Origin of the sequence: Phyllobacterium sp. 1468 (assembly GCF_031455525.1) — a bacterium.
Classification (GTDB): domain Bacteria; phylum Pseudomonadota; class Alphaproteobacteria; order Rhizobiales; family Rhizobiaceae; genus Phyllobacterium.
Genome location: NZ_JAVDSX010000002.1, coordinates 710,900 through 732,141, shown reverse-complemented (window position 1 = coordinate 732,141; position 21,242 = coordinate 710,900). Strand labels below are relative to the sequence as shown.

The 21,242-nt window shown below is 55.6% G+C and carries 20 protein-coding genes and 1 riboswitch; of the genes, 12 read left to right on the top strand and 8 right to left on the bottom strand.

Going from position 1 to position 21,242, the window contains the following annotated elements:
- The first annotated feature begins 209 nt into the window (after positions 1 to 209).
- The 3 genes from ettA (at position 210) to bluB (ending at position 3,588) form a co-directional block, all read left to right on the top strand.
- Entirely contained in the window at positions 210 to 1,859 is a 1,650-nt protein-coding gene (gene ettA, locus J2X72_RS08945; protein WP_210000197.1) for an energy-dependent translational throttle protein EttA, read from the top strand.
- A gap of 117 nt (positions 1,860 to 1,976) precedes the next feature.
- Positions 1,977 to 2,585 (top strand): MOSC domain-containing protein, encoded by a 609-nt coding sequence (locus J2X72_RS08940; RefSeq protein WP_310070866.1) that lies wholly within the window; start codon positions 1,977 to 1,979, stop codon positions 2,583 to 2,585.
- Positions 2,586 to 2,611: 26 nt separating this feature from the next.
- Positions 2,612 to 2,789, top strand: a riboswitch (cobalamin riboswitch).
- Positions 2,790 to 2,835: 46 nt separating this feature from the next.
- Complete coding sequence (bluB, locus tag J2X72_RS08935) at positions 2,836 to 3,588, top strand: 5,6-dimethylbenzimidazole synthase (protein WP_310070864.1); 753 nt, start codon at positions 2,836 to 2,838, stop codon at positions 3,586 to 3,588.
- Here the strand turns inward: bluB and J2X72_RS08930 are convergent.
- The gene (locus tag J2X72_RS08930; RefSeq protein ID WP_210000273.1) at positions 3,521 to 3,838 is read right to left on the bottom strand and encodes a DUF2293 domain-containing protein; all 318 of its coding nucleotides are present in this window, start codon (positions 3,836 to 3,838) and stop codon (positions 3,521 to 3,523) included. The two genes, bluB and J2X72_RS08930, sit on opposite strands and share 68 nt — an antisense overlap.
- Positions 3,839 to 3,963: 125 nt before the next feature.
- On the opposite strand from J2X72_RS08930, the gene J2X72_RS08925 reads away from it, so the two are divergent.
- The gene (locus J2X72_RS08925) at positions 3,964 to 4,971 is read left to right on the top strand and encodes a metalloregulator ArsR/SmtB family transcription factor (protein WP_310070861.1); all 1,008 of its coding nucleotides are present in this window, start codon (positions 3,964 to 3,966) and stop codon (positions 4,969 to 4,971) included.
- Positions 4,971 to 5,900, top strand: a complete 930-nt coding sequence (metF, locus tag J2X72_RS08920) for a methylenetetrahydrofolate reductase [NAD(P)H] (RefSeq protein ID WP_310070859.1) — start codon at positions 4,971 to 4,973, stop codon at positions 5,898 to 5,900. The genes J2X72_RS08925 and metF overlap by 1 nt, the downstream gene beginning before the upstream one ends.
- A gap of 488 nt (positions 5,901 to 6,388) precedes the next feature.
- Here the strand turns inward: metF and J2X72_RS08915 are convergent, their stop codons facing one another.
- The gene (locus tag J2X72_RS08915) at positions 6,389 to 7,327 is read right to left on the bottom strand and encodes a DMT family transporter (protein ID WP_310070857.1); all 939 of its coding nucleotides are present in this window, start codon (positions 7,325 to 7,327) and stop codon (positions 6,389 to 6,391) included.
- A 142-nt stretch (positions 7,328 to 7,469) separates the two neighbouring features.
- Here J2X72_RS08915 and J2X72_RS08910 point away from each other — a divergent pair, with 142 nt between their 5' ends.
- Positions 7,470 to 8,696, top strand: a complete 1,227-nt coding sequence (locus tag J2X72_RS08910; protein WP_210001652.1) for an alanine racemase — start codon at positions 7,470 to 7,472, stop codon at positions 8,694 to 8,696.
- A 271-nt stretch (positions 8,697 to 8,967) separates the two neighbouring features.
- On the opposite strand, the gene J2X72_RS08905 is transcribed toward J2X72_RS08910, so the two are convergent.
- Together J2X72_RS08905 and J2X72_RS08900 are read right to left on the bottom strand one after the other, a co-directional pair.
- A complete protein-coding gene (locus tag J2X72_RS08905; RefSeq protein WP_405044677.1) occupies positions 8,968 to 10,101 on the bottom strand; it encodes a lytic murein transglycosylase in 1,134 nt (377 codons plus the stop codon).
- Positions 10,102 to 10,301: 200 nt separating this feature from the next.
- Positions 10,302 to 11,120, bottom strand: a complete 819-nt coding sequence (locus J2X72_RS08900) for a GH25 family lysozyme (protein WP_310070855.1) — start codon at positions 11,118 to 11,120, stop codon at positions 10,302 to 10,304.
- A gap of 245 nt (positions 11,121 to 11,365) precedes the next feature.
- On the opposite strand from J2X72_RS08900, the gene J2X72_RS08895 reads away from it, so the two are divergent.
- From J2X72_RS08895 to J2X72_RS08875, 5 genes are all read left to right on the top strand, one after another.
- On the top strand, positions 11,366 to 11,569 hold the full coding sequence (locus J2X72_RS08895) for a hypothetical protein (RefSeq protein WP_310070853.1): 204 nt from the start codon (positions 11,366 to 11,368) through the stop codon (positions 11,567 to 11,569).
- 153 nt (positions 11,570 to 11,722) lie between these two features.
- Complete coding sequence (locus J2X72_RS08890) at positions 11,723 to 11,917, top strand: hypothetical protein (RefSeq protein WP_210000293.1); 195 nt, start codon at positions 11,723 to 11,725, stop codon at positions 11,915 to 11,917.
- A gap of 644 nt (positions 11,918 to 12,561) precedes the next feature.
- Positions 12,562 to 13,095: a Holotricin-3 precursor gene (locus J2X72_RS08885; protein ID WP_310070850.1), complete on the top strand. Its 534-nt coding sequence runs from the start codon at positions 12,562 to 12,564 to the stop codon at positions 13,093 to 13,095.
- A 364-nt stretch (positions 13,096 to 13,459) separates the two neighbouring features.
- Positions 13,460 to 14,851, top strand: coding sequence for a sensor histidine kinase (locus J2X72_RS08880; RefSeq protein WP_310070848.1), 1,392 nt, complete (start codon positions 13,460 to 13,462; stop codon positions 14,849 to 14,851).
- Complete coding sequence (locus J2X72_RS08875) at positions 14,851 to 15,507, top strand: response regulator transcription factor (protein WP_310070846.1); 657 nt, start codon at positions 14,851 to 14,853, stop codon at positions 15,505 to 15,507. Before J2X72_RS08880 ends, J2X72_RS08875 begins: the two co-directional genes overlap by 1 nt.
- A 34-nt stretch (positions 15,508 to 15,541) precedes the next feature.
- Here J2X72_RS08875 and J2X72_RS08870 read toward each other — a convergent pair whose 3' ends face one another.
- On the bottom strand, positions 15,542 to 16,051 hold the full coding sequence (locus J2X72_RS08870; RefSeq protein ID WP_310070843.1) for a hypothetical protein: 510 nt from the start codon (positions 16,049 to 16,051) through the stop codon (positions 15,542 to 15,544).
- Between the two features lie 495 nt (positions 16,052 to 16,546).
- On the opposite strand from J2X72_RS08870, the gene J2X72_RS08865 reads away from it, so the two are divergent.
- Positions 16,547 to 17,206, top strand: coding sequence for a sugar transferase (locus tag J2X72_RS08865; protein WP_310070840.1), 660 nt, complete (start codon positions 16,547 to 16,549; stop codon positions 17,204 to 17,206).
- 100 nt (positions 17,207 to 17,306) lie between these two features.
- Here the strand turns inward: J2X72_RS08865 and J2X72_RS08860 are convergent, their stop codons facing one another.
- From J2X72_RS08860 to J2X72_RS08850, 3 genes are read right to left on the bottom strand one after another with little or no spacing between them, the layout of a single operon-like run.
- Positions 17,307 to 19,088, bottom strand: coding sequence for an ABC transporter ATP-binding protein (locus J2X72_RS08860; RefSeq protein WP_310070837.1), 1,782 nt, complete (start codon positions 19,086 to 19,088; stop codon positions 17,307 to 17,309).
- Between the two features lie 4 nt (positions 19,089 to 19,092).
- On the bottom strand, positions 19,093 to 20,127 hold the full coding sequence (locus J2X72_RS08855) for a glycosyltransferase family 2 protein (RefSeq protein WP_405044667.1): 1,035 nt from the start codon (positions 20,125 to 20,127) through the stop codon (positions 19,093 to 19,095).
- Between the two features lie 6 nt (positions 20,128 to 20,133).
- Positions 20,134 to 21,240: a glycosyltransferase gene (locus J2X72_RS08850; protein WP_310070834.1), complete on the bottom strand. Its 1,107-nt coding sequence runs from the start codon at positions 21,238 to 21,240 to the stop codon at positions 20,134 to 20,136.
- Positions 21,241 to 21,242: the final 2 nt, after the last annotated feature.

Below are 21,242 nucleotides of genomic sequence, written 5' to 3'. Positions count from 1 at the left end.
GTTTTGGATGTCCAAATGGTATTGCATCTGGCAAATCGGCGGCCTCGGACCAAATGGCAAGAGTCAGATGAGCGGTTGGCAAAGAAGGAGCCTAACCTCGGTCAGCTGCTCGAAATAAACCACCGATCCATTGCCACAGGAGCCCCTTTCGCCTACATACGGCGCAAATTCATGTCCCTAAAATCCCGAACACCGGAGTGACGCGCGTTATGGCACGCCAATTCATCTATCATATGGCCGGCCTGAACAAGGCATATGGAACCAAGAAGGTTCTTGAAAACATTCACCTTTCTTTCTACCCCGATGCCAAAATCGGTATCCTCGGGCCGAACGGTGCCGGTAAGTCGACGATCCTGAAGATCATGGCCGGTATGGACAGAGAATATACGGGCGAGGCCTGGCTGGCCGAGGGCGCGACAGTTGGCTATCTCGCGCAGGAGCCCATTCTCGATCCGACGAAGGACGTGATGGGCAACGTCATGGACGGCGTTGCCGACAAGAAGGCCATTCTCGACCGCTATAATGAAGTCATGATGAACTATTCTGAAGAGACCGCTGACGAGGGCGCGAAACTGCAGGATATCATCGATTCCAAGAATCTCTGGGATCTGGAATCGCAGGTCGAGATGGCCATGGAAGCGCTGCGTTGCCCGCCTGGAGACAGCGAGGTAACCAACCTTTCCGGCGGTGAACGCCGCCGCGTGGCTCTATGCCGTCTTCTGCTTTCGCAGCCGGACCTTCTGCTCCTCGACGAGCCGACCAACCATCTGGATGCGGAGACCACCGCGTGGCTCGAAAAGCATCTGCGTGAATATAAAGGTTCGGTATTGCTGATCACCCACGATCGCTACTTCCTCGACAATGTTACCGGCTGGATTCTCGAACTTGATCGCGGTCGCGGTATTCCTTATGAAGGCAACTACTCGGCGTATCTCGGTGCCAAGGCCAAGCGCATGCAGCAGGAAGGCCGCGAGGACGACTCGCGCCAGAAAGCATTGGAGCGCGAGCGCGAATGGATTTCTGCGAGCCCCAAAGCACGTCAGGCGAAATCGAAGGCGCGTATCAAGGCCTATGATGCTCTGGTGGATGCGGCCAACGATCAGCGGCCCGGCGACGCACAGATTCTCATTCCGGCAGGCGAGCGCCTTGGTCAGGTGGTTATCGAAGCGGAAGGCCTCACCAAATCCTTCGGCGATCGACTGCTCATCGAAAACCTGACATTCAAGCTGCCGCCCGGCGGCATCGTCGGCATTATCGGCCCCAACGGTGCTGGTAAAACCACCCTGTTCAAGATGATTACCGGACAGGAAAAGCCTGATTCTGGATCCATCCGAATCGGCGAAACCGTGCATCTGGGCTATGTCGATCAAAGCCGCGATCATTTGAAGGCGGATAAAAACGTCTGGGAAGAAATTTCGGGCGGCAATGAAATCATCAAGCTCGGCAAGCACGAGATGAACTCACGTGCCTATGTCTCGGCGTTCAACTTCAAGGGCGGGGATCAGCAGCAAAAGGTAGGCAATCTCTCCGGCGGTCAGCGCAATCGCGTGCATCTCGCCAAGATGCTGCAAGCTGGTGGCAATGTTCTTCTGCTCGATGAGCCTACCAACGATCTCGACACCGAAACGCTGGCAGCGCTTGAGGACGCGCTGGAAAAATATGCAGGCTGCGCCGTGATCATCAGCCATGATCGCATGTTCCTGGACCGGCTGGCGACGCACATTCTCGCATTCGAAGGCGACAGCCATGTGGAATGGTTCGAAGGCAATTTCGAAGACTATGAGAACGACAAGATCCGCCGCCTTGGTCCGGACAGTGTCAACCCGAAGCGTCCCAGCTACAAGCCGCTAACGCGATAAACGGTGTTGGGAGGCGGAGACGTTCTCCCATCACCATTTTTGACGAACCCATCAGGCTTATTCGCTGGTTTTCCTCACCTGAATTTCTAGTATGCGAAGAATTCATGGAGTGGCTCAATGACTGACCTGTTTGGAACCAGAACCGAAATAATGCCTTCACGCAAGCTTAGCGGGCGGGTCAGCGGGTTGTTCGAAGCACTCGCGGGCGACTTTGTCACGACGCCTGCAGCTTCTCTTGATCTCACATTCGATGGGATCGTTGGCGATTTTCATGCTGGTCCAACGCGTAGGTCCGGTGGGCGTGAGCCCTGGTATCCGCGCGGTACGGAAATGCGCAACGAGCGCCAGCTTTCCATTCTCGCATCGGACGAGCTGGCGGATGTCGCTGCTGGCATGGGATTGTCCTATCTGAAGGCTGAATGGATCGGCGGGAACATGGTCATTGACGGTATTCCGTCGCTGTCGATGTTGCCGCCACGGACGCTGATGTTCTTTGAAGGCGGCGTCACTTTGAGGGTGGACGGGCAGAATGCCCCGTGCAAGGTAGCGGGGCGTTCCATCGGCGAACATGCTGACACCGAAGATCACACGACGACAGCGCTCGATTTCGTCAGGGTCTCGAAACGCCTGCGCGGTATTGTCGCCTGGGTAGAGAAGCCGGGCACCATTCGCGCCGGTGAAAAAGTCGATGTGCGGGTTCCCGAGCAATGGATTTATCAGGTCTGAGGCTTGCGCCAAGTGCATTTCTATGGCGAATGGACTGAAGGTCCGGTGCCCGCGCGATGCGGGAGAATCGGGAAGCCGGTGTGACTCCGGCACGTGCCCAACGCTGTAAAGGGGATGGGCCGCGCAGATGCCACGGAAATACCGGAAGGCGCGCGGTTCAGATGAACCTCAGTCAGAAGACCGGCCGGACCTCATAGCTCAAACCGCGCGGACAGCGGGGAGAGTTTCCAAGCGTTGTTGGGAGCAAACAATGCAGAATGTTTCGTATCGTCCTGTCGCCGCCGATTGCTTTTCCGATGATGAACGTGCGGCGGTGTACAAAGCCATCTATACAAGACGCGATGTGCGCGACCAGTTTCTCCCGAAACCGGTGCTAGACGACATCCTTATGCGGCTGCTGGACGCCGCACACCACGCGCCGTCGGTCGGATTCATGCAGCCCTGGAACTTCATCATCATTCGCGACGAGGCGCGAAAGGCGGAAATATATCGCGCTTTCACCCGCGCCAACGAGGAAGCGAAGGTGCTGTTCGGCGACGAACGGCAAGCGCTTTACGCTTCGCTGAAGCTCGAAGGCATTCTCAAGGCTCCGGTCAACCTGTGCATCACCTGCGACCGCACCCGTGGGGGCAAGGTGGTGCTTGGACGTACGCATAATCACCAGATGGATCTCTACAGTACCGTCTGCGCTGTGCAAAACCTTTGGCTCGCAGCTCGGGCCGAGGGTATTGGGGTCGGCTGGGTGAGCATTTACCGCGATCAGGATATGCGCCATATCCTCGGCATTCCTGGGCATGTCGAGATCATAGCCTACCTTTGTGTCGGTTATGTCGACGAACTCTACGATGCGCCGGAACTGCAAAAGCGCGGCTGGGCCAAAAGATTGCCTCTGGAGAACCTGATTTTCCAAGATCAATGGCAGGAGACGACAAGCATCAGCTCGGATCTTCCTCATCAGGATCCAGCAGACGCGTCGCTCGCCACTCCGTCAACTTCCGATTGATGGCATCGAGCACGAAGAATCGCGCACTTTCCTTGTCATACCCTTCATCGCGCAGAGCGTCGTAGTCCGTGTGCTGGTGGCGGACATGCGCCACGGTAGCAAGCCAAACCGCGATGGGAGGGGGCAATGACCGCATGTGTGGCGCGCCGGCAGCAGCCCTTATCGGCTCCGAATCCGAATAGGGCACCGCAGGGAGAAGCAGCGTCAGTGCCTTGTTGATCGCACGCTGGCGGTTTGTTCCTGTGCTCATGCAGGCTCCTTGCGTGATTCTCGGTCGTATTTCAAACGCGGCAAAATTTGTCGTCAACGGCAAAAACAGCTTGCCAAAATTTGATTCCTCACATAAACATATCTTTATGTCTTTTGAGGTGAATGATGGACAAGCGTAATCTCAGTCTTGATCTGATGGTCGACACGCTGAAAGCAGCGGCCGAGCCGAGCCGCTTGCGCATTCTGGCGCTACTGTCGCGCGGCGATCTGACAGTTTCCGACCTTACGACCATTCTCGGCCAGTCACAGCCACGTGTGTCACGCCACCTCAAGCTCCTGTTTGAAGCAAGCCTCATCAACCGTTATCAGGAAGGCTCCTGGGCCTATTTCCGTTTGGCAGAATCGTTGATCGTCGGCGACATTGCCCGCTCCCTTCTGGATCGCCTGGACAACGCCGATACGCTGTTGGAGCGTGATCTCGAACGCCTTTCCTCGGTGAAGCTACAGCGTCGCGAGCGTGCAGCCGCATACTTCAGTGCCAATGCCACCAGCTGGGACGCGATCAGATCACTGCATGTTCCGGATGGCGCTGTAGAGGACGCACTGATCAAAATTGTCGGGCGCAAGCCCTTCCAGGCCATGCTCGACGTTGGGACTGGCACAGGCCGCCTTCTGGAGCTTTTTGCGCCGCTTTATGTGCGCGGTGTCGGCATCGACATTAATCGCGACATGCTGACTATTGCCCGTTCAAACCTCGACCGCGACGGGATTACCAACGCACAGGTTCGCCATGGCGACGTCTACTCGCTTCCGGTCGATCGAGAGACTTTCGATCTCGTGACGATTCACCAGGTCCTGCACTTTCTCGATAATCCGGCGGAAGCGATCCGCGAAGCGGCGCGCGCGTTGCGGGCAGGCGGACGAATGTTGATCGTCGATTTTGCGCCGCATGAGCTTGAATTTTTGCGCGACAATCATGCGCATGTGCGCCTTGGGTTCAATGACGGGCAGATGCGCGACTGGCTGACCGAGGCCGGATTGATGCTCGAAGAAAGCCGCGATTTGGAACCGAAGGGCGATGACAAACTGACCGTCAAATTGTGGCTGGCACGCGACCCACGCCTGCTGATCGCCGATCCCGATTCAACCTCCCGCATAACGGAGAGCGTATAATGAGTTTTTTCCGCCAGTCCCGCCGTTCGGATATTGGGTCAAATATCCGTGTTTCATTTGAGTTTTTCCCGCCGAAGACGGAAGTCATGGAAGAACGGCTTTGGGAAACGGTGACGCGCCTTGCGCCGCTCAATCCTGAATTCGTTTCGGTAACTTACGGCGCGGGCGGCACCACCCGGGAACGTACTGCCCGTACAATCAAGCGGATTTTGACTGAAACCGACGTCAATGCCGCTGCCCATCTGACCTGCGTCGATGCGACAAAGGAAGAAGTGGATACGGTTGTGCGCGAGTTTGCCGCCATGGGCGTCAAGCGCTTTGTGGCGTTGCGCGGCGATCCGGCCGGTGGCGTTGGCGCGCACTATAAACCAACTCCAGGTGGCTATGAGAACGGCGCCGACCTGGTCGCCGGACTCAAAGCCTTCGCAGACTTCGATATCTCAGTCTCCGCGTATCCGGAAAAGCATCCGGAAAGTCCAGATTTTGCCACGGATATCGACATGCTGAAACGCAAGGTCGACAATGGCGCGACCCGGGCGATCACGCAGTTCTTTTTCGAGAACGACCTTTATGAACGCTACGTTGAAAAGGTTCGCCGCGCTGGCATCTATATTCCGATCCTGCCCGGCATATTGCCGATCCATAATTTCACGCAGGTTACCAATTTCTGCTCAAAGGCCGGAACGCACATTCCCGCATGGCTCGCCGAGCGGTTTGACGGGCTGGACAATGACCCGCAGACGCATGCCTTGGTCTCCTCCGCGGTCGCTGCCGAACAGGTGCTCGATCTGGTCGAGCGCGGTATCCAGGATTTCCATTTCTACACGATGAACCGGGCTGATCTACCCTTTGCCATCTGTCATTTGATTGGCATCCGTCCTGGCGGCAGCAATGCGGTTGAGGCCAGTCTTGCCGGCGCCGCGGCCTGAATGAGAAACGAAAACGGCCCGGTTGCTATAACCGGGCCGCCTTCCTGTTTCTATTCGCTTAACGGTCAGAGACCATCTTCGTAGCGCTCTTATTTATAATCAGGGGATTAGTCCTACGACCATTGCACCAATAAATGCGAACGCTGCACAGATCATAAGGACATTCATCGATCGAGTTAGTCCCATCGCTCGTCTCCTGCAGTTAACCCATTTAGCATAGCGCAAATTTGCCACATAAAAAGCCTAAATATTGCGGTCTTGTGACATGGATGGTAGAAATTTTTGCTTCTCAAACCTAAGTTTTTGAATTTAAACCCATTTAGATCAGCAAAAAAAATTTAAATCACGATAAAATGTTCCAGTAGGTGGTATATTTTTGCAGTGCAGCAAAAAGGTCACACAGTAGGGATCGGCATGAGGTTTGCCACAATTAGGCCAGAATTAAGCCGCGGACCCGGAGCTATAGGACTAACGGAATATTGAAAACTTTAGGCTTTTTGGCGCTTTTGCAAGTCTGCGAGCAGCCTGCCATCAATCGTCAACAGTCCGAGAGCGATCAATGCCATGCCGAGGAAGTCCTGAAGCCCTAACTTTTCGTCAAGAAAAATTGTTCCAAGCAGAATAGCGCTGACTGGAACGATCAAAGTGACGAGTGATGCATTTGTTGCCCCCGCCGTCCGGACGATCGAAAAGTACAGAATATAGGCGAAAGCGGTCGACAGAATGCCAAGACCGAGAATGGCCAACCAAACACCGGTATCGATGTTCGCTACGGCAGGAACGCCGTCGTAGATGAGCACCACGGGTATCATGATGAGCGTGGATGCGGTCATTTGACCGGTGGAGGTCACTGTCGGCGGCACGCCCTTGAAGCGCTTCGCCAAAATGCCGGCAAAAGCATAGGAGAGGGTGGCGCCTATCACAGCAATTTCAGCCCAAAGCGGTCCACCGAGACCGGTGAGGACACCAGGGCCGATCATGATGACGAGCCCGAATATGCCCAGGAGAATGCCGACAAGTTTGTTGATCGTGATCCGTTCGTCTACCGTAAGGATGGCGGCGACCACGACCGTCCAGATCGGTGTTGTCGCATTGAGGATCGACTCGACACCAGCGCCAAGAACGGTCTGCCCGATGAAGAGCAGGGAAAAGGGTATGACGTTCATTAGAAGACCAAGGCCGGCGAACTCAAATGCATGGTCTCCGTAGTCCCAGAACCGGATGCCGCGGCTCAGCAGATAGAGATGAAGCGCCAGAGCTGCTACCGCCACGCGAAAAAGAACCAACGTCAACGGGGGAACGACCTGCACCGCGACACGCGCAAAGAAGAATGACCCACCCCAGATCGCGCCAAGAAGGAGTAATTGCAACCATGCGAAGCTGGTCATGGCGAGAGGGTTGGGCGACGTCGTTTGCGCGGTGGTCATGGAGAGATCCTTTTCGACAGTGCGGTCTGATCAGGTTTCTAGCTGTTCGACGGTATAAAACCACCCGATTCCAGCTGCAAGAAACCGACTTTCGTCTGTCACCTGTCCTTGATAAGAGTTTTGCATGACGCAGAACAAAACGATGCAACGATTCGCCTCGGCCCGTGAAGCAGCGCTTACCCTGCGGCCGGATCAACCAGTCTACTGCTTTCGCCCGCAAGTTCTGATCGATGATGCGCACCGCTTCATGAAGATGTTCCCTGGCGAGACGGCCTATGCGGTCAAGACCAATGGCGAAAATCTTGTGCTCGAAACGCTGGCACGCAATGGCATCACTGTTTTCGATGTGGCATCCCCGGGAGAGTTCGAAGCGGTGCGCAAGGTCGCACCGGATGCGCAGATGCTCTATATGCACCCGATCAAGGCGCAGTCGGATATTCGCCTGGCTCTTGAAACCTACGGCATTCGTGTGCTTGCAGTGGACCATGAGGATGAGATCGCCAAGGTAACCCGCATCGTGCGCGCACTCGATATCGATCCAGCCAGCATAACGCTATATATACGGCTGCAGACCAAGGGACATGCGGCTTACGAACTGTCCAAGAAATTCGGTGCGGCTCCAGCACATGCGGTCGAGCTTCTGCAGCGCGCCCACAAGATCGGCTACATGGTCGGCCTGTGTTTTCATGTTGGCAGCCAGATCGAGGATCCCGACACCTATGAGCGCGCCTTGAGCTCGGCTGATTGGGTACGCAACCGCGCCGGAGTTCCCTTGGCGGGTCTCGACGTTGGCGGTGGCTTTCCCGCTGAGTACGGACATGACCCGAAACGCAAGCATGTCGAGATGCCATCGCTTGGCCAACTGATGTCGCGGCTGCGGGGTGATATCAAGGAGTATGGCTTTGGTGATTTGCCCCTCGTGGCAGAGCCGGGCCGGGTCATCGTCGCCCGGGCGTTTTCATTGATCGTGCGTGTTCTCTTACGCAAGGGCAGGCGGCTCTACATCAATGACGGTATCTGGGCGTCGCTGTCGGATTCGTGGACCGGCAAGATCACGCTGCCTGCCCGCTTCATCCCCGATCCGGCCAAAAAGCACCGTCATGGCGATCCGAAGGAAATTGTGCCTTTTCGGGTGTGCGGCGCAACGTGCGATTCCGTCGATATCCTGTCACGCCCGTTCTGGTTGCCGGAAACGGTCGATACTGGCGACTGGATCGAGATCGGTAATATCGGTGCCTACTCGCTGTCGCTGCGCACCCGATTCAACGGTTTCTATCCCGACACGTTCGTGGAGGTCGAAACACCCTTCGACGAAGGTGATCGACCGGAGGGTTTTGCCTCGCTCGAAACGATGGCGCCTGCGCAGTAGGGTTAGGTCGTGTGGACAGTTATGAATTAGAGCGTGGTATGAGCAAAATCGTCCAGTTCGAGGAGCGAGACCGAAGGCGGAGATGTTCTCCTTCGAGGGCTTGCGACGCTGAAATGGGCGATTTTGGCCATATCCCTTTCGGGACGCGGCGGATTTCAGCCCTGGCTTCGTTGAAAAGCCCTTGTGGTGGGATACACCACCGCGGTCTTTTCGCCTTGCCAGCTCAGAAATCCGGCTCGCGCCACGCCCAATCGCTAACTGTCCACACGACCTAAAGCTTGCCGAGGAGTTCAGGTGTTGGCCACGCATCGGCGGGCAGACCAAGGCGAATCTGTTCGTCACGTACCGCATCGCGGGTAAGAATGCCGAACACGCCATCGATCTTCGGGCCCATGTCGTGGCCACGCGCCGCAAGCTTGTTCTGCAATTCCTTCATTTGTTCGGGATTGAGCCCGACTTCAGGATTGGTCGGCTCCAGCGGGCCCGCGCCAGCCAGGCGGGTGGCAAAATAGGCCGCTGTCGTAGCGTAGATGATCGATTTGTTCCATTCGACAAAAATATCGAAGTTCGCGTAGGAAAGGAAAGCTGGCCCCTTGCGGCCCATCGGAAGCAGCAGCGAGGCATCGCCATCGTCTGGACCAAGCGGTCCCTTCATACCGGTAACACCCCACGCTGCCCATTTGGAGTGGGGCAAACGGTTGGTACGCATGGCATTTTCCCAAGGAAGCTCTTGTGTGAGCTTTACTTCCTCCAGCCATGGCTCACCCTTGCGCCAGCCCAGATCATGCATCACACGAGCAGCGGTCATGATCGCATCTGGCGCGCTGTGCTTCAGATCGACCTTGCCATCGCCGTCACCGTCGACGCCGCGCTCGAGATAATCGGTTGGCAGCATCTGCATCTGGCCGATCTCGCCAGCCCAGGCGCCGGTCGTCTTGGCATCGACCACACCGCTGTCAAAAAGTTTCAGAAGAGCGATCAACTGCGGGCGGAAAAGTTCTGGCCGGCGGCAATCGAATGAGAGTGTCAAGAGTGCGTTGAGCGTATCGAAATCGCCCTGAACTGCGCCGAAATCCGTCTCAAGACCCCAGAATGCCGCGATCACCGGTCCTGGAACGCCATACTCAGCTTCTGCCTTGGCAAAGGTATCGGCATACTTCTTGAGGTTTGCAGCGCCCTGTTTCAAACGGTAATCGGACACCATGCGCGAGGAGAAAGTGAGGAAAGTCTGATTGAACACGCCTTGGGCGCGGTCACGCTCCAGTACCTTGTCGTCCATCGAAGCCTTGAGAAGCTCAGCCAAGCCCCTCTCGGTGACACCGGCTTCTTTTGCCTCGGCGATCAGCCCATTGAACCACGGCTCCAGTTCGCCGCCGCATGCGGGCTTTGCCACTACCGGCTGCATCGGCGCCACCTGATCCAGGGCGCGGGCGGTGCCGCATAGCGCAAAAAAGCTGATGGCAAGTCCAATCGATAGTTTGCTCATAAGAAAAATCTCATTGATAACGGGCGCGTATTCAATACACGCAGAATTTTTCCTGCTAATGCACGAATATAAGGATGGCGTGAAGTCAAAGAAGTGCGAGAAAGCGCTCGCGCTGAGCTTTATCGGAGCTTGTTGCGCACCAGCCACTGTTTCCAGGCGCTTTCATTGCCCGCGAAAACATTGATATCCGCATCGCCACGTATGCCAGGGATGGCTCCCGTCCCGGTATATTGCCAAAAAGTCCAGGGGTGCGGTCCGTACTTCTCATCGGGGTGACCTGCCACCGAGCGCAACCAGAATGGATAATTGGCTAGCTGCTTCAGATCGTTGTCGTCGAAGAAATCGACGGTCGTATAAATGATTGGCCGTTTGCCGTAATGCCGTTCGACGATATCGAGGAAGGTACGCATTTCGCCGCGCACGACAGCCGCATTTGGCCTGAGCTTGCAGGTTGGAGAGGCGGCGTTCCACTCCATGTCGAGAACCGGGGGCAAAGCACCGGGATCGTTGGGAACATGCTCGATGAACCAGCGCGCCTGTTCCTTGGCGGTACGGCAGAAATAGTAGAAGTGGTAGGCACCGCGAGGGATGCCTGCGGCGCGCGCCGCTGCCCAGTTCTGGCCAAATCTTTCGTCGAACCTGTCGGCGCCTTCAGTCGCCTTTATGAAGACAAAGGAAATACGGCTGCTGCGAACCGTCTGCCAATCAACTGTGGACTGATATTTCGAGACGTCCGTTCCATGAATCGGATATCGCCAGGGCGTCTTGCCGGTCCAGTCGTGAGGATCGCGATCACCGAAGCGCGGCGCGCTCACATTGCCTGTCGGGGCGGCAATCTGTTGAACAGCCGACGTTTGTTTGGGTGTGGAGAAGTCGTAGTCAACCGTCGTGCAGCCGGCGAGCAAGAGGGTCAATATACTGGCTGCAAGTCGTTTCATGAAGGAGTTCCGTATCGAATCGTGGACGGTGGGTCACAGGTACATTACACATGCGTCATTATGCTTAACAAAGATTGCATATTAGAAATTAGCCAAAGGCGATTTAGCTATCTTATAAATTCCGCATGCTTTCAGCCATTTTGGACGAGATCCGGTACCTAGTTGCGCGGCCAAGATTGCCCGGCCTTGCTTTCCGGTCGACGACATTGTTGGATCGTCTTTTTGGCACTTGGGGGAGAAGAGCCATGATTGCCGCTTACATTGACGAGTTCATTATGTTTTGCGCCGGATTGTGGATGACAGCCGTTGGATTTCGCTATCTTTCGTTTCCACCTGCCAACCAAGGTGCTCAGAACGCTTGGCTCGGAAACCTTGTACACCATTTTCGATGGATGGGCCCGCTATTGCTGGTAATTGCTATCGTTTTGGCGATAGCCGCGCCGGCTTAGTCCGCTGGTCGCTACCTTTACGTCAACGCCGATGATGCTCTCGGTGGCAGTGTGCGGGACATGAAGTAGTCAGCTTAACCTGATGATCATGCTTGGCTTGCTTACTATCAGGACGTAGCGTTGGCACGACAGCCAGAATCAGGAGACCGGGAAATGCTCAAGTTCATATCCGCCGAAGGACAGATTGTTTACGTTAACCCGCATACGATCGTTGCGGTCCAGAAATATCCAGACGCGCAACATACAACCATTCACACTCTGGGACCGCAAAGCCCTAGTCACTTCTGCATCCTGGTGAACGAAGAGCCCGAGACCGTTGCAACGCAGTGGCGGGAGGCGATGAAATAGACTTTTCCTATTTAACTTTATCCTTTGCCGACATCGCACGACTGGCCTCAAGGCGAAGTTCTGATCATGGTTCCAACAAAAAGGCGGTGGACTTTCGACCACCGCCAATCCGTTGGTATCAAGCTGGATACCGGCGTCCTTCAAACCAATGAAATATGCTTTAGGTCATCTTCTTTAAAAGCCCGGTCAGCTGGAGTCTCAAGGGTCAGCTGACCGGGCTGTTGGGCCTTGGGGGCCCGTGCCGGCGGGGGTGGTGTCGGCACTAAAGAGGATAGCCTTAATCAGGCGATGCGATATCGGACTAAAGGCCTACCAGTGAAAATCAAAGGTCCTACACATAGACTGAGTTTTCTCAATGGACGCCACTGGGCACGCCGCCTTCGCCTTTGCACCATCGCGGAATTGGCATGATATCTTTCTTCTGCAGGCTAACTCCATTTCATCGGACACCAGCCTTGCAGCCTATCATCCAGCTCGTTCTATTCGGTGAGATCTGCCTGCTACGCTGCCAACGGCGAGGTAAATGTTAGGCCCATTGATTTTTACTGATGGGTCTTTAGTCCGATTTCTCCATCCTCGAAGGAGCCTATCCTTGGACTGTTTGCCCGGTTCTGTCGGCATGCGATTCATTGAGGAGGTGGATAATGGTTCAATTTAAAGTTCGTATCGTCGCAGCAGCGTGCCTTGGTTTGTTTTTTGCCGGCGCAATGTGTGCAACCACCGATCAATTCAATCCCCTAGGTTCGGCCTTGGCCAAAAATGGCGGCGGCAATGGTGGTGGCAACGGCAATGGTGGTGGCAACGGCAATGGCGGTGGAAACGGCAACAACGGTGGAAGCCACGGCAAGTCGTCCGACCGCGGCAATTCGGCAAATGCTCACGACAAAGCCAAAGTCGAGAAAACATCTCTGGATGCTGACGACGATAGAACAGGATTGGGTCCGCTGAATGCTGCGCATGCGTCTGCACGGGCAAGGGAACGGGCCGCACCGAACTCTTCCGTAGGCAAGATTGCAACCTATGAGCGCAGCCGGGAAGAGGCCTTGGCGCTGACTGACCCTGTGTTGCGGGAGCAGGCGCTTGACGATGCCGTTGCACGGCTGGAAACCGCCTTTGGCCGCACGCTCACCCCGGCGCAGGTTGATCGCATTGACGCATTGCTGGATGCGCGGCAATAAGATCTTATTGAACCTTTATGGGTAATCTTTTGACGGCCTCTTCCGGGCCGCTGTTTTCAAGGGCAGCGAGCCGGATTCACGTTTTGATTGCATGAGGAAGTTTCTTGGGGGTAGAGATTGCGCCATGTCTCCTGGCTCGTGCATAATTGCACGATGACAGACCTTGCGATAACGGTGACCACGGCAACAGATCCGGGTAGAAACAAAAACGGGGCTCGCGACCGCTATGGGCAGACCAGTGCTGCGACCGCACAGGCACCCAGAATGGAGACAAAACAATGAAAGCATCGGGGTATCGGTGCCTATGCAACGTTCGAAAATTGCCTCGATCAAATGGCTTTGGACCAACGCACCGTACACAGCCATGAATCTGCTGACCCGCTGGAATTCCCAGTCTCTTGCGAGGCAGTTTCTGCTCATTGGAGGGTTAGTCTCCGTGGGCGCGATGATTTTGATTGGCGCTTTTGTGGCGGGGCTGATTGAAGCTGCCGTTACTCGCAATTCGGCGGCGGCGACCGCTTTGTACGTAGACAGCGTTGTCGCGCCTATTCTTCCCGACATGCAAACCAATCAGATGCTCGACGAGACGGTTACGCGTGCGTTGGACGAGACATTGGGGCAGGGGGCGTTGGCCAGCAGGCTCGTATCTTTCAGGCTCTGGCGAAGCGACGGGCTGGTTCTCTATTCCAATGACAAGACGCTTATGGGCAAGCGTTTTGCGGTCAACGATGACCTGAAGACGGCGTTTGCTGGCAAGATGGTCGCTAATTTTAACAACATTGACGACGTGGAAAGCGAAGCGGAGCGGGCGAGTGGCAAGCCGCTTCTGGAGATCTATAATCCGGTCCTCCAACCGTGGTCGGGCAAAGTGGTCGCCGTATCGGAATTTTATGAGATAGCTGACGAATTTCAGCACAGTCTGGATCAGGCGCGCCTGCGCAGCTGGCTTGCTGTGGCCTTCTTCACATTGGCTTTTTTTCTGGTCTTGTCAGCTATCGTGTTCCGTGGAAGCAAGACCATCGACGACCAACGCCGGGACCTGAAGCAACGGGTGAGCGAACTTTCTGACCTGCTCCTGCAGAACAAGACGTTACATGCACGCGTCCAACGTGCCTCTCAACGCGCTGCGGCACTTAACGAAAGCTATCTCAGGCGTATTGGGGCGGATATTCATGACGGCCCCGCACAACTCATGGCGTTCGCTGCGCTTAGGTTGGACAGCGATGTCCTGGTTAACTCCGCCGTCTCGGAAGAAACGCGTGAGGGTGAAGTGATGGCGATAAAGGAAAGCCTGGATGAGGCGATGCGTGAAATCAGGAACATCTGCGACGGCCTTGTGCTGCCACATATAGAGGCTGCCGATTTGCCAGAAATTATCCGACGGGCGGTCAAAGCCCACGAGTATCGCACCGGATCGAGTGTTGATTTATCGATATCGGGCACGCCTGTGCAGCTCGAACCTTCGGTAAAAATTTGCATTTATCGCTTTATACAAGAAGGTTTGAACAATGGCTTCCAGCACGGCGGAGGCATTGAACAACGGGTTGTGGAAACTTTGCGGGGCGAGCGCGTTGTAGTCGAGGTCTCCGACGGCGGGCCGGGATTCGATCCGGCCACTGTCGGTCGCACCGGTATCGGACTTGCTGGGCTAAGGGATCGAGTCGAAAGCCTTGGTGGCCATTTTACGATAGAGTCTTCGGCACAAGGGACTAAGGTGCGGATGTCACTAAATTTGGACGGACTGGAGCAGGCGTAATGACCGGACTACGTATTGCAGTGATCGACGATCATCCGTTGTTCAGGGAAGGGGTCAGGCGTAGCCTCGGTGAAATCAACGGCTTCCAAATCGTTGGAGAAGGCTGCACGAAGGAAGACGCGATCCGGATTGCCCGTGATCACGGCCCCGACGTCATTCTCATGGACATTTCCATGCCAGGCGGAGGCCTGGATGCGATCCCGCCGATCCTCGACCATTTCCCCGACCAAAAGATCATCATGCTGACGGTGTCAGAGAGGAGTGACGACGTGACGAAGGCCCTGAACAGCGGCGCGAAAGCCTATGTCCTCAAAGGCGTCGGCTCCCGTGCGCTGGCCGAAATAATCCGAGCGGTCGCTTCTGGCGAGGGTTACGTTTCGCCGGCCCTATCGGCCCGGATGCTATCGGATCTCTCATCCATCAACAATGCATCCAATAAGACTGATTTGATCTCCGAACTCTCCAGTCGCGAGTATGAGGTCCTGGATCTTGCTGCGGCAGGATTGAGTAACAAACGGATTGCGCTGAAGCTCGACATCCACGAAAAAACTGTGAAGCACCATATGGGACGCATATTTGCAAAGCTTAACGTCACTAACCGGACAGAGGCCGCGATGGCACTGCGTGACGCTGGTCGCGATATCCGCTTGGTATAAATGGTCGATGTTGGCGCGCCCGGCGGACGGACGATCAGCGGGCGAACGATTGTAATCTCGATTGATCGGAATTTGTCGCTGTGCGGCTGATGATGGTCCGTCCCTTTGCGTCCTTCATCGTGTAGCGCCCGGCCTCAATCCTTTCGCTCATCCCATTCTTGTGACGGACTTCAATCAAAGAGTCATCGACTTCGACGGTTTCGCGGGTAACTGGTTTGGATTGATTGACTGTACTAGCCTTTTTATCGCCGCTCTGGCCGGCATTGTCGTTTTTTCCGTCCTTGCCGTTATTGCCCTTTCCGTTCCCTCCGCCGTTACTTCCACTGTCGCCACCATTGCTATTGCCTCCGCCTTTGCCGCCACCTTTACCGCCACCATTGCCGCCACCATTGCCGCCGCCATTACCTCCATCTTTTGCCCACGCCGATTGTGCGTGCAAACTCGGAGACGTGCCATCAAAGGTGAGTTCAAAGGGGGTAGCCACCAATGCCGCCGCTACGAAAGCGCTACAAAGGACGTGAGCGAGTTCAAAACGGGTATGCATAGTGCCTCCTGGAGTTTCTGCCCTCATAACAGAACGCAAAACAAAGGAAAGATTTGGTCTCGGTTGCGCCTCAAAGCACCTGCAGTCATAGAAGTGGCCGGCTTCAAGAGGACTTCCCCAAATTTTGACACGTCGCGTTCGCGTGTCAATCGCCATACTTTCCATACCAAACGATTGCCTCGCGGTATTCCGACTTTGGTCCGATCATCGATAGTCATAAGACTCATCCTTCGCTGGTCTGAAGTCCAAGGAGGAATTTGACTGCTCTGAGAGGCTGTCGAGCCGAGCCTCTACATTGCCGAACAGCAATTCAGACTTTGGTCTGATTTTGGGCTTGGCATAAGTCCGGCACTTCCTAGGGCTGAAGCCCAACGGTGGAACGAAGTCGCCAGTCCCGGGTTGGCGTGGAAGATTGCCGCGCCTATGAAGAGTTGGTTTAGCCATCCAGGATACGAAACGAGCCAGCTTCTTGAGAACCACTCGAAAGGACTTCTTGTGACGACAAAAACAATTCGAGAATCCGAAGAACTTGAAAAACTTCCGATTGGAGGGCTCTTGAAACGATCCTTCGATGTGCTTGCTGCCATCCTTGCCCTCATCCTGCTCAGCCCGCTGTTTATACTGCTCTCCTGTCTGGTTAAGTTGTCTGATGGTGGACCTGTTCTTTATGGCCATCGCCGCATCGGGCGTGGCGGGAATGCCTTCTATTGCCTCAAATTTCGTACCATGGTTACGGATGGTGATGCCGTCCTAGAAGCCCATTTGGCTGCAAATCCGGACGCACACGCAGAATGGTTGGCCGCACGAAAGCTGCAGGTCGATCCACGCGTCACCACGGTCGGCATCGTGTTGCGGAAATTGAGCCTCGACGAATTACCTCAACTGGTCAACATTCTTCGCGGCGAGATGAGTCTCGTTGGGCCACGTCCCGTAGTGAAGGATGAGATCGAGCTCTATGGTTCCGCCGCAACTTACTATTTCAAGTCGCGCCCTGGCCTGACTGGTGTGTGGCAGATCAGCGGGCGTAATGACGTCAACTATGACGAACGGATTGCTTTCGACAAGCACTACGTTGAAAACTGGTCATTTCAGAAAGATATCATAATCATTCTCAAGACCATTCCCGCCGTATGTACGTCTCGCGGATCATATTGATAGTTGTTTGGTGGTCGTTTCACTGGCTGGATAAAATTGAGTTGTCGGTGCGCATCTTGCAGCCAACGATTCTGCCAAAGAAAAGACGGCGGTCGAGTCGTCAGCCGTCTTTATGCTCGTAAAGTTGGTCCATACTCAATGAGGCTACTTCGGCAAATGGAGCCTGGCTCTTTACGTGACCGCCGCTGAGAATCACAACATCATCGCAAAACGCAATCGTGCTCCTGTGATGGCTGATCACGATCGTTGTACGCCGTCCCGCCCTCGATTTAAGCGTCTCGACGATCGCCGCTTCCGAGAGACCGTCCACAGCATTTGTGGCCTCGTCCAGAATCAGGATGTCGGGATCGCGCACCATTGCTCTTGCAAGAGCAATGCGTTGCCGCTGTCCGGCCGACAGATTGACACCCCTGTAGCCAACGATCGTTTGGTACCCGTTAGGCAGGCCTTTTATAAAGTCGTGTGCCTCGGCCAATTTTGCCGCACGCTCAGCTTCAGCGCCCGTCGCCAGGTCTTGTCCGTAAGTGATGTTCTCCAAAATCGTACCGTCCACAAGTTCGAGGTCCTGGCTTGCCAACGCGATCTGGCTTCGCCATTGGGTGGGGTCGATCTGGTTCAAGGGTACGCCATCAACGATGATCCGACCCTTATCCGGATCCACAAATCTGCATAAAAGGTTGACTACCGTAGTCTTGCCGGCACCTGATCGACCGATGATTGCTGTCGAACAACCACTGCGGATTTCGAAGGTCGCGGAATGCAACACCGCCGCGCGGGAACCTGAACCAGGGTATTTAAACGTCACACCTTCGAATTGCATCCGTTGACGCAAGCCCTGGGCCGGTAGCGTTCCCGCTGGAGGTTTTGGCTTATCTGACGAATCCAGCAACCAGCGCACTTCTTCCAGCGACCCGCTCCAACCCTGGATCTGGCTCCACGACAATTGCAAGGCACGCATATGCGGCTGCAGCCGGTAAAGCAGGACGATGAATGCGACGATAACCGGAAAACTCACGTTCATGAACCAGGCAACCACGACGACTGCCAGGAAAAGCATCGCATGCAGGACCTCGGTCAGCGGCGGTAGAGCGCCCTGACGGGTCTGGAGGACAAAACCAGCCCGGCGAACGGCGTCCGATGCTTTGTCGAAAACCGCCTGTTCACGCTGCTCCTGTCCGAAGATACGGATCAGCCGGCCGGCATGCACGAGGTGGAGCATTCTTGATGCAAGTTCGCTATTGAGCGATGTCACACTACGGCTCGGGTCTTTCAGACTGGCCGAAAGGAGGGCATGCGCCAGTTGGACCAACGCCAGCCCCATCGCCACGAACAATGTCATCGGCCAGGACAGAAGCAGAAGGAACCCCAAAAGAATGATCGCGGCCGACGCGCTCACAATCGACGCGAGGACGGTCTGGATGGCATCCGAAGCCCGCCACGACTCGTTGGAGATGATATTCAGCAACCGCCCCGGGCTCTGTTGCAGGAAAAACGGGTATCCTATGCTGAGAAGCTGCTGTGAGAGCGCGCTTCGAATTGAGTGGCTGGCTTTACCGTAGATGTATGTCGTGAGCACGGTGTTTGAAAATGCCAAAACGTTCTTCAGCGTGATCAAAGCGAGGACAATGACCGCGATTACAACGAGTCGTTCCCCATCATCGAATCCCGATCCGACTTGTTGGAACACGGCCGAGAGGCCGCCCATACCCGCGTCTTTCTCATGACCGGCAATGATGCTCAGCATGGGAATGACGAGACCTATACCGGCGCCTTCGAGCGCGGCGCTGCTCAGACCGAGGATGACCACAGCCGAAAGCAGGGGCAATTGGCGGCCCAGCGCGTCTCGGAGCAACCGCGTGCCTGGCAATACGAATTGCAACATGATGTCACCTTAGCTCAAGAGCTGCCTCTTTGTCTTGGCGCACCTCTCGGCGACGCCGCCGTTTTGTTAAAAGAAGACCCATGAACGCGACAGCGCCCAGCAAATTCATGAATACAATTGGCCAGTGAGAAAGGTGCAGCTCAGGGTCGAATCGAGGGCCGCCGAAAAGCTCTCTGCAGGCCGATCTCACGGACCAGAAGAAATGGCGAAGCAGCCATGGAGCACATCGGATATGCTTTACATAGAGCCCTCCATTACCCAAGCTGTAACTTCGGTGGAGCCTTTCGACATCCTGGCGAGAGCTTCGTCCGTGGTGATGGAAGACTGTCATGTCAGGCACGTATTCGACCGGGAAGTTAAGCTGAAACGCGCGAATCAGGTAGTCGGTGTCCTCTGCGGCTCGCAGCGGCGCACCGGCGCCCAGCAGCTCGTCGAAATGGCCGATACGAGCCGCGACATCGCGATGCATCGTCATGTTGCAGCCCACCACGAAGCCACCCGGATGGACGTCGCGGGTTAGGCGCGCCCGTGTCGGCGATCGTTTGATCGTGAATGGTAAATCATTCGGGTTGCCGAGCTCGACTCGGCCGCCGCGAATGACCAACCGCTCACCGGTCGCATAGTGACGCTCAAGGTCGCGGAGATAGTCGCGATGAACTTCGCAATCGTCGTCGATGAAAATGACAATGCTGCCCCGCGCATGCTGCAGTCCGGCATTGCGCGCGGCGGCTAGGCCCGGACGCGCTTCTGCAAGCAGCGTGATTGGAACATCCGAGGCAGCGGCCACGCCCATCACGTATTCTGGCGTGCTGTCCGTCGAGCCGTTGTCGACAACAATGAGTTCGCTCGTAAAGGCAGCATGGGACCGGCATGCTGCCTCAATCGATCTAATGCAGGCGGCAAGAGCCGCAGCGCGGTTTCGCGTACACACAATGAAACTTCCCTGCACAGGTTTTTCTGACTCCGAGGGAGCTTTTGTCGAAAGCGCACGCGCCATCTTGAAACTGTGTCGGGCGGTGTGGTGGAGTTCCATATCCATTCTAACTCAGCCGATCAGGTCACAATGGGGAAGGACGGTGGCAGCGGGCACGGACTGCAAGTACCGGGACAACGCGTCGACCTGCTTGTTGGCCGCAATTGAAATCCCACTGAACCACGGCATGTATGCACCGGGGCGGAGACTGTATCGTTCGCGGCGCCGAATGAGCCCCCATTTTCGCGTGCGGGTTAAGAACTCATGCGTCAACTCCGGCCGCTGTTCATCGCTGATGAGCTGATAGAGGAAGTAGAAGAGGTTCAATGTGCCTTCTTCATAGCTCGGCCGTATCGCCTCGGGCTGTGTCGACACATTCTCTTCGAGCCCCAGGATACATTCCGCAACCCGCTGAACACTGTTCCACGTCACGGCCTTGGCGATGTCGTCGAAAACGTCAGGATTGTCGACCAGACCTTCCCGCTCGAGGTTCTCAGCAACGATCTTCAGATGCGTCTTGCGCATCTGTCGCTTGTGCTTGTTTGTGACGCTTTCGTCGTGGATACGGTAGGCGACCAAACTCTCACCGATCATTGCCGCTGAGAAGCGATCCGTAATCCGTCTGAAAAGATCGAAATCTTCTGCGTGGACATAACGTGGGTCATAGGAAAGCATCTCATCCGGGATGACATTTCTGTTGTAGACCACGGTCGAGTGCATGAAGATCGTGAAGAACTTCGACAATATCCCTAAATTCGCCCACAGGTAGAGTGGATCAAGCGACCCCCGCACAATCCGGTCGCCGATGAGCGTGTCGATACCCGTCCCACAGATTGCGAGGTGCGGTTGTTCCTTAAAAACCGCGACTTGCCGCGACAGGCGAGCCGTATAGCAGACGTCATCTGCGTCCATCCTGGCGATAAGTTCGCCCTTGGCTAGAACCAGGCCCTCGTTCAAGGTTGCGATGAGACCACGGTTCTCTCGTGAGACGATGGATATACGATCGTCGACCTTCTGGTACCGCTGCAGGATCTGCAAGGAGCCATCAGTTGAACCATCATCGATTGCGATGACCTCCAGACGTTCATGGTCCTGACGCAGAATGCTGGCGAGCGCCGCAGCGAGGTATGGTTCGCCGTTGTAGACGGGCAGCAGGACGGAGACCAGTGGAGTGGGCATGG

Excerpts from the sequence above, each read along its gene's own strand:
- ettA (WP_210000197.1), top strand. The coding sequence starts at position 210 with ATGGCACGCCAATTCATCTATCATATGGCCGGCCTGAACAAGGCATAT.
- J2X72_RS08940 (WP_310070866.1), top strand. The coding sequence starts at position 1,977 with ATGACTGACCTGTTTGGAACCAGAACCGAAATAATGCCTTCACGCAAG.
- bluB (WP_310070864.1), top strand. The coding sequence starts at position 2,836 with ATGCAGAATGTTTCGTATCGTCCTGTCGCCGCCGATTGCTTTTCCGAT.
- J2X72_RS08930 (WP_210000273.1), bottom strand. The coding sequence starts at position 3,838 with ATGAGCACAGGAACAAACCGCCAGCGTGCGATCAACAAGGCACTGACG.
- J2X72_RS08925 (WP_310070861.1), top strand. The coding sequence starts at position 3,964 with ATGGACAAGCGTAATCTCAGTCTTGATCTGATGGTCGACACGCTGAAA.
- metF (WP_310070859.1), top strand. The coding sequence starts at position 4,971 with ATGAGTTTTTTCCGCCAGTCCCGCCGTTCGGATATTGGGTCAAATATC.
- J2X72_RS08915 (WP_310070857.1), bottom strand. The coding sequence starts at position 7,327 with ATGACCACCGCGCAAACGACGTCGCCCAACCCTCTCGCCATGACCAGC.
- J2X72_RS08910 (WP_210001652.1), top strand. The coding sequence starts at position 7,470 with ATGCAACGATTCGCCTCGGCCCGTGAAGCAGCGCTTACCCTGCGGCCG.
- J2X72_RS08905 (WP_405044677.1), bottom strand. The coding sequence starts at position 10,101 with ATGCAGCCGGTAGTGGCAAAGCCCGCATGCGGCGGCGAACTGGAGCCG.
- J2X72_RS08900 (WP_310070855.1), bottom strand. The coding sequence starts at position 11,120 with ATGAAACGACTTGCAGCCAGTATATTGACCCTCTTGCTCGCCGGCTGC.
- J2X72_RS08895 (WP_310070853.1), top strand. The coding sequence starts at position 11,366 with ATGATTGCCGCTTACATTGACGAGTTCATTATGTTTTGCGCCGGATTG.
- J2X72_RS08890 (WP_210000293.1), top strand. The coding sequence starts at position 11,723 with ATGCTCAAGTTCATATCCGCCGAAGGACAGATTGTTTACGTTAACCCG.
- J2X72_RS08885 (WP_310070850.1), top strand. The coding sequence starts at position 12,562 with ATGGTTCAATTTAAAGTTCGTATCGTCGCAGCAGCGTGCCTTGGTTTG.
- J2X72_RS08880 (WP_310070848.1), top strand. The coding sequence starts at position 13,460 with ATGAATCTGCTGACCCGCTGGAATTCCCAGTCTCTTGCGAGGCAGTTT.
- J2X72_RS08875 (WP_310070846.1), top strand. The coding sequence starts at position 14,851 with ATGACCGGACTACGTATTGCAGTGATCGACGATCATCCGTTGTTCAGG.
- J2X72_RS08870 (WP_310070843.1), bottom strand. The coding sequence starts at position 16,051 with ATGCATACCCGTTTTGAACTCGCTCACGTCCTTTGTAGCGCTTTCGTA.
- J2X72_RS08860 (WP_310070837.1), bottom strand. The coding sequence starts at position 19,088 with ATGTTGCAATTCGTATTGCCAGGCACGCGGTTGCTCCGAGACGCGCTG.
- J2X72_RS08855 (WP_405044667.1), bottom strand. The coding sequence starts at position 20,127 with ATGGATATGGAACTCCACCACACCGCCCGACACAGTTTCAAGATGGCG.
- J2X72_RS08850 (WP_310070834.1), bottom strand. The coding sequence starts at position 21,240 with ATGCCCACTCCACTGGTCTCCGTCCTGCTGCCCGTCTACAACGGCGAA.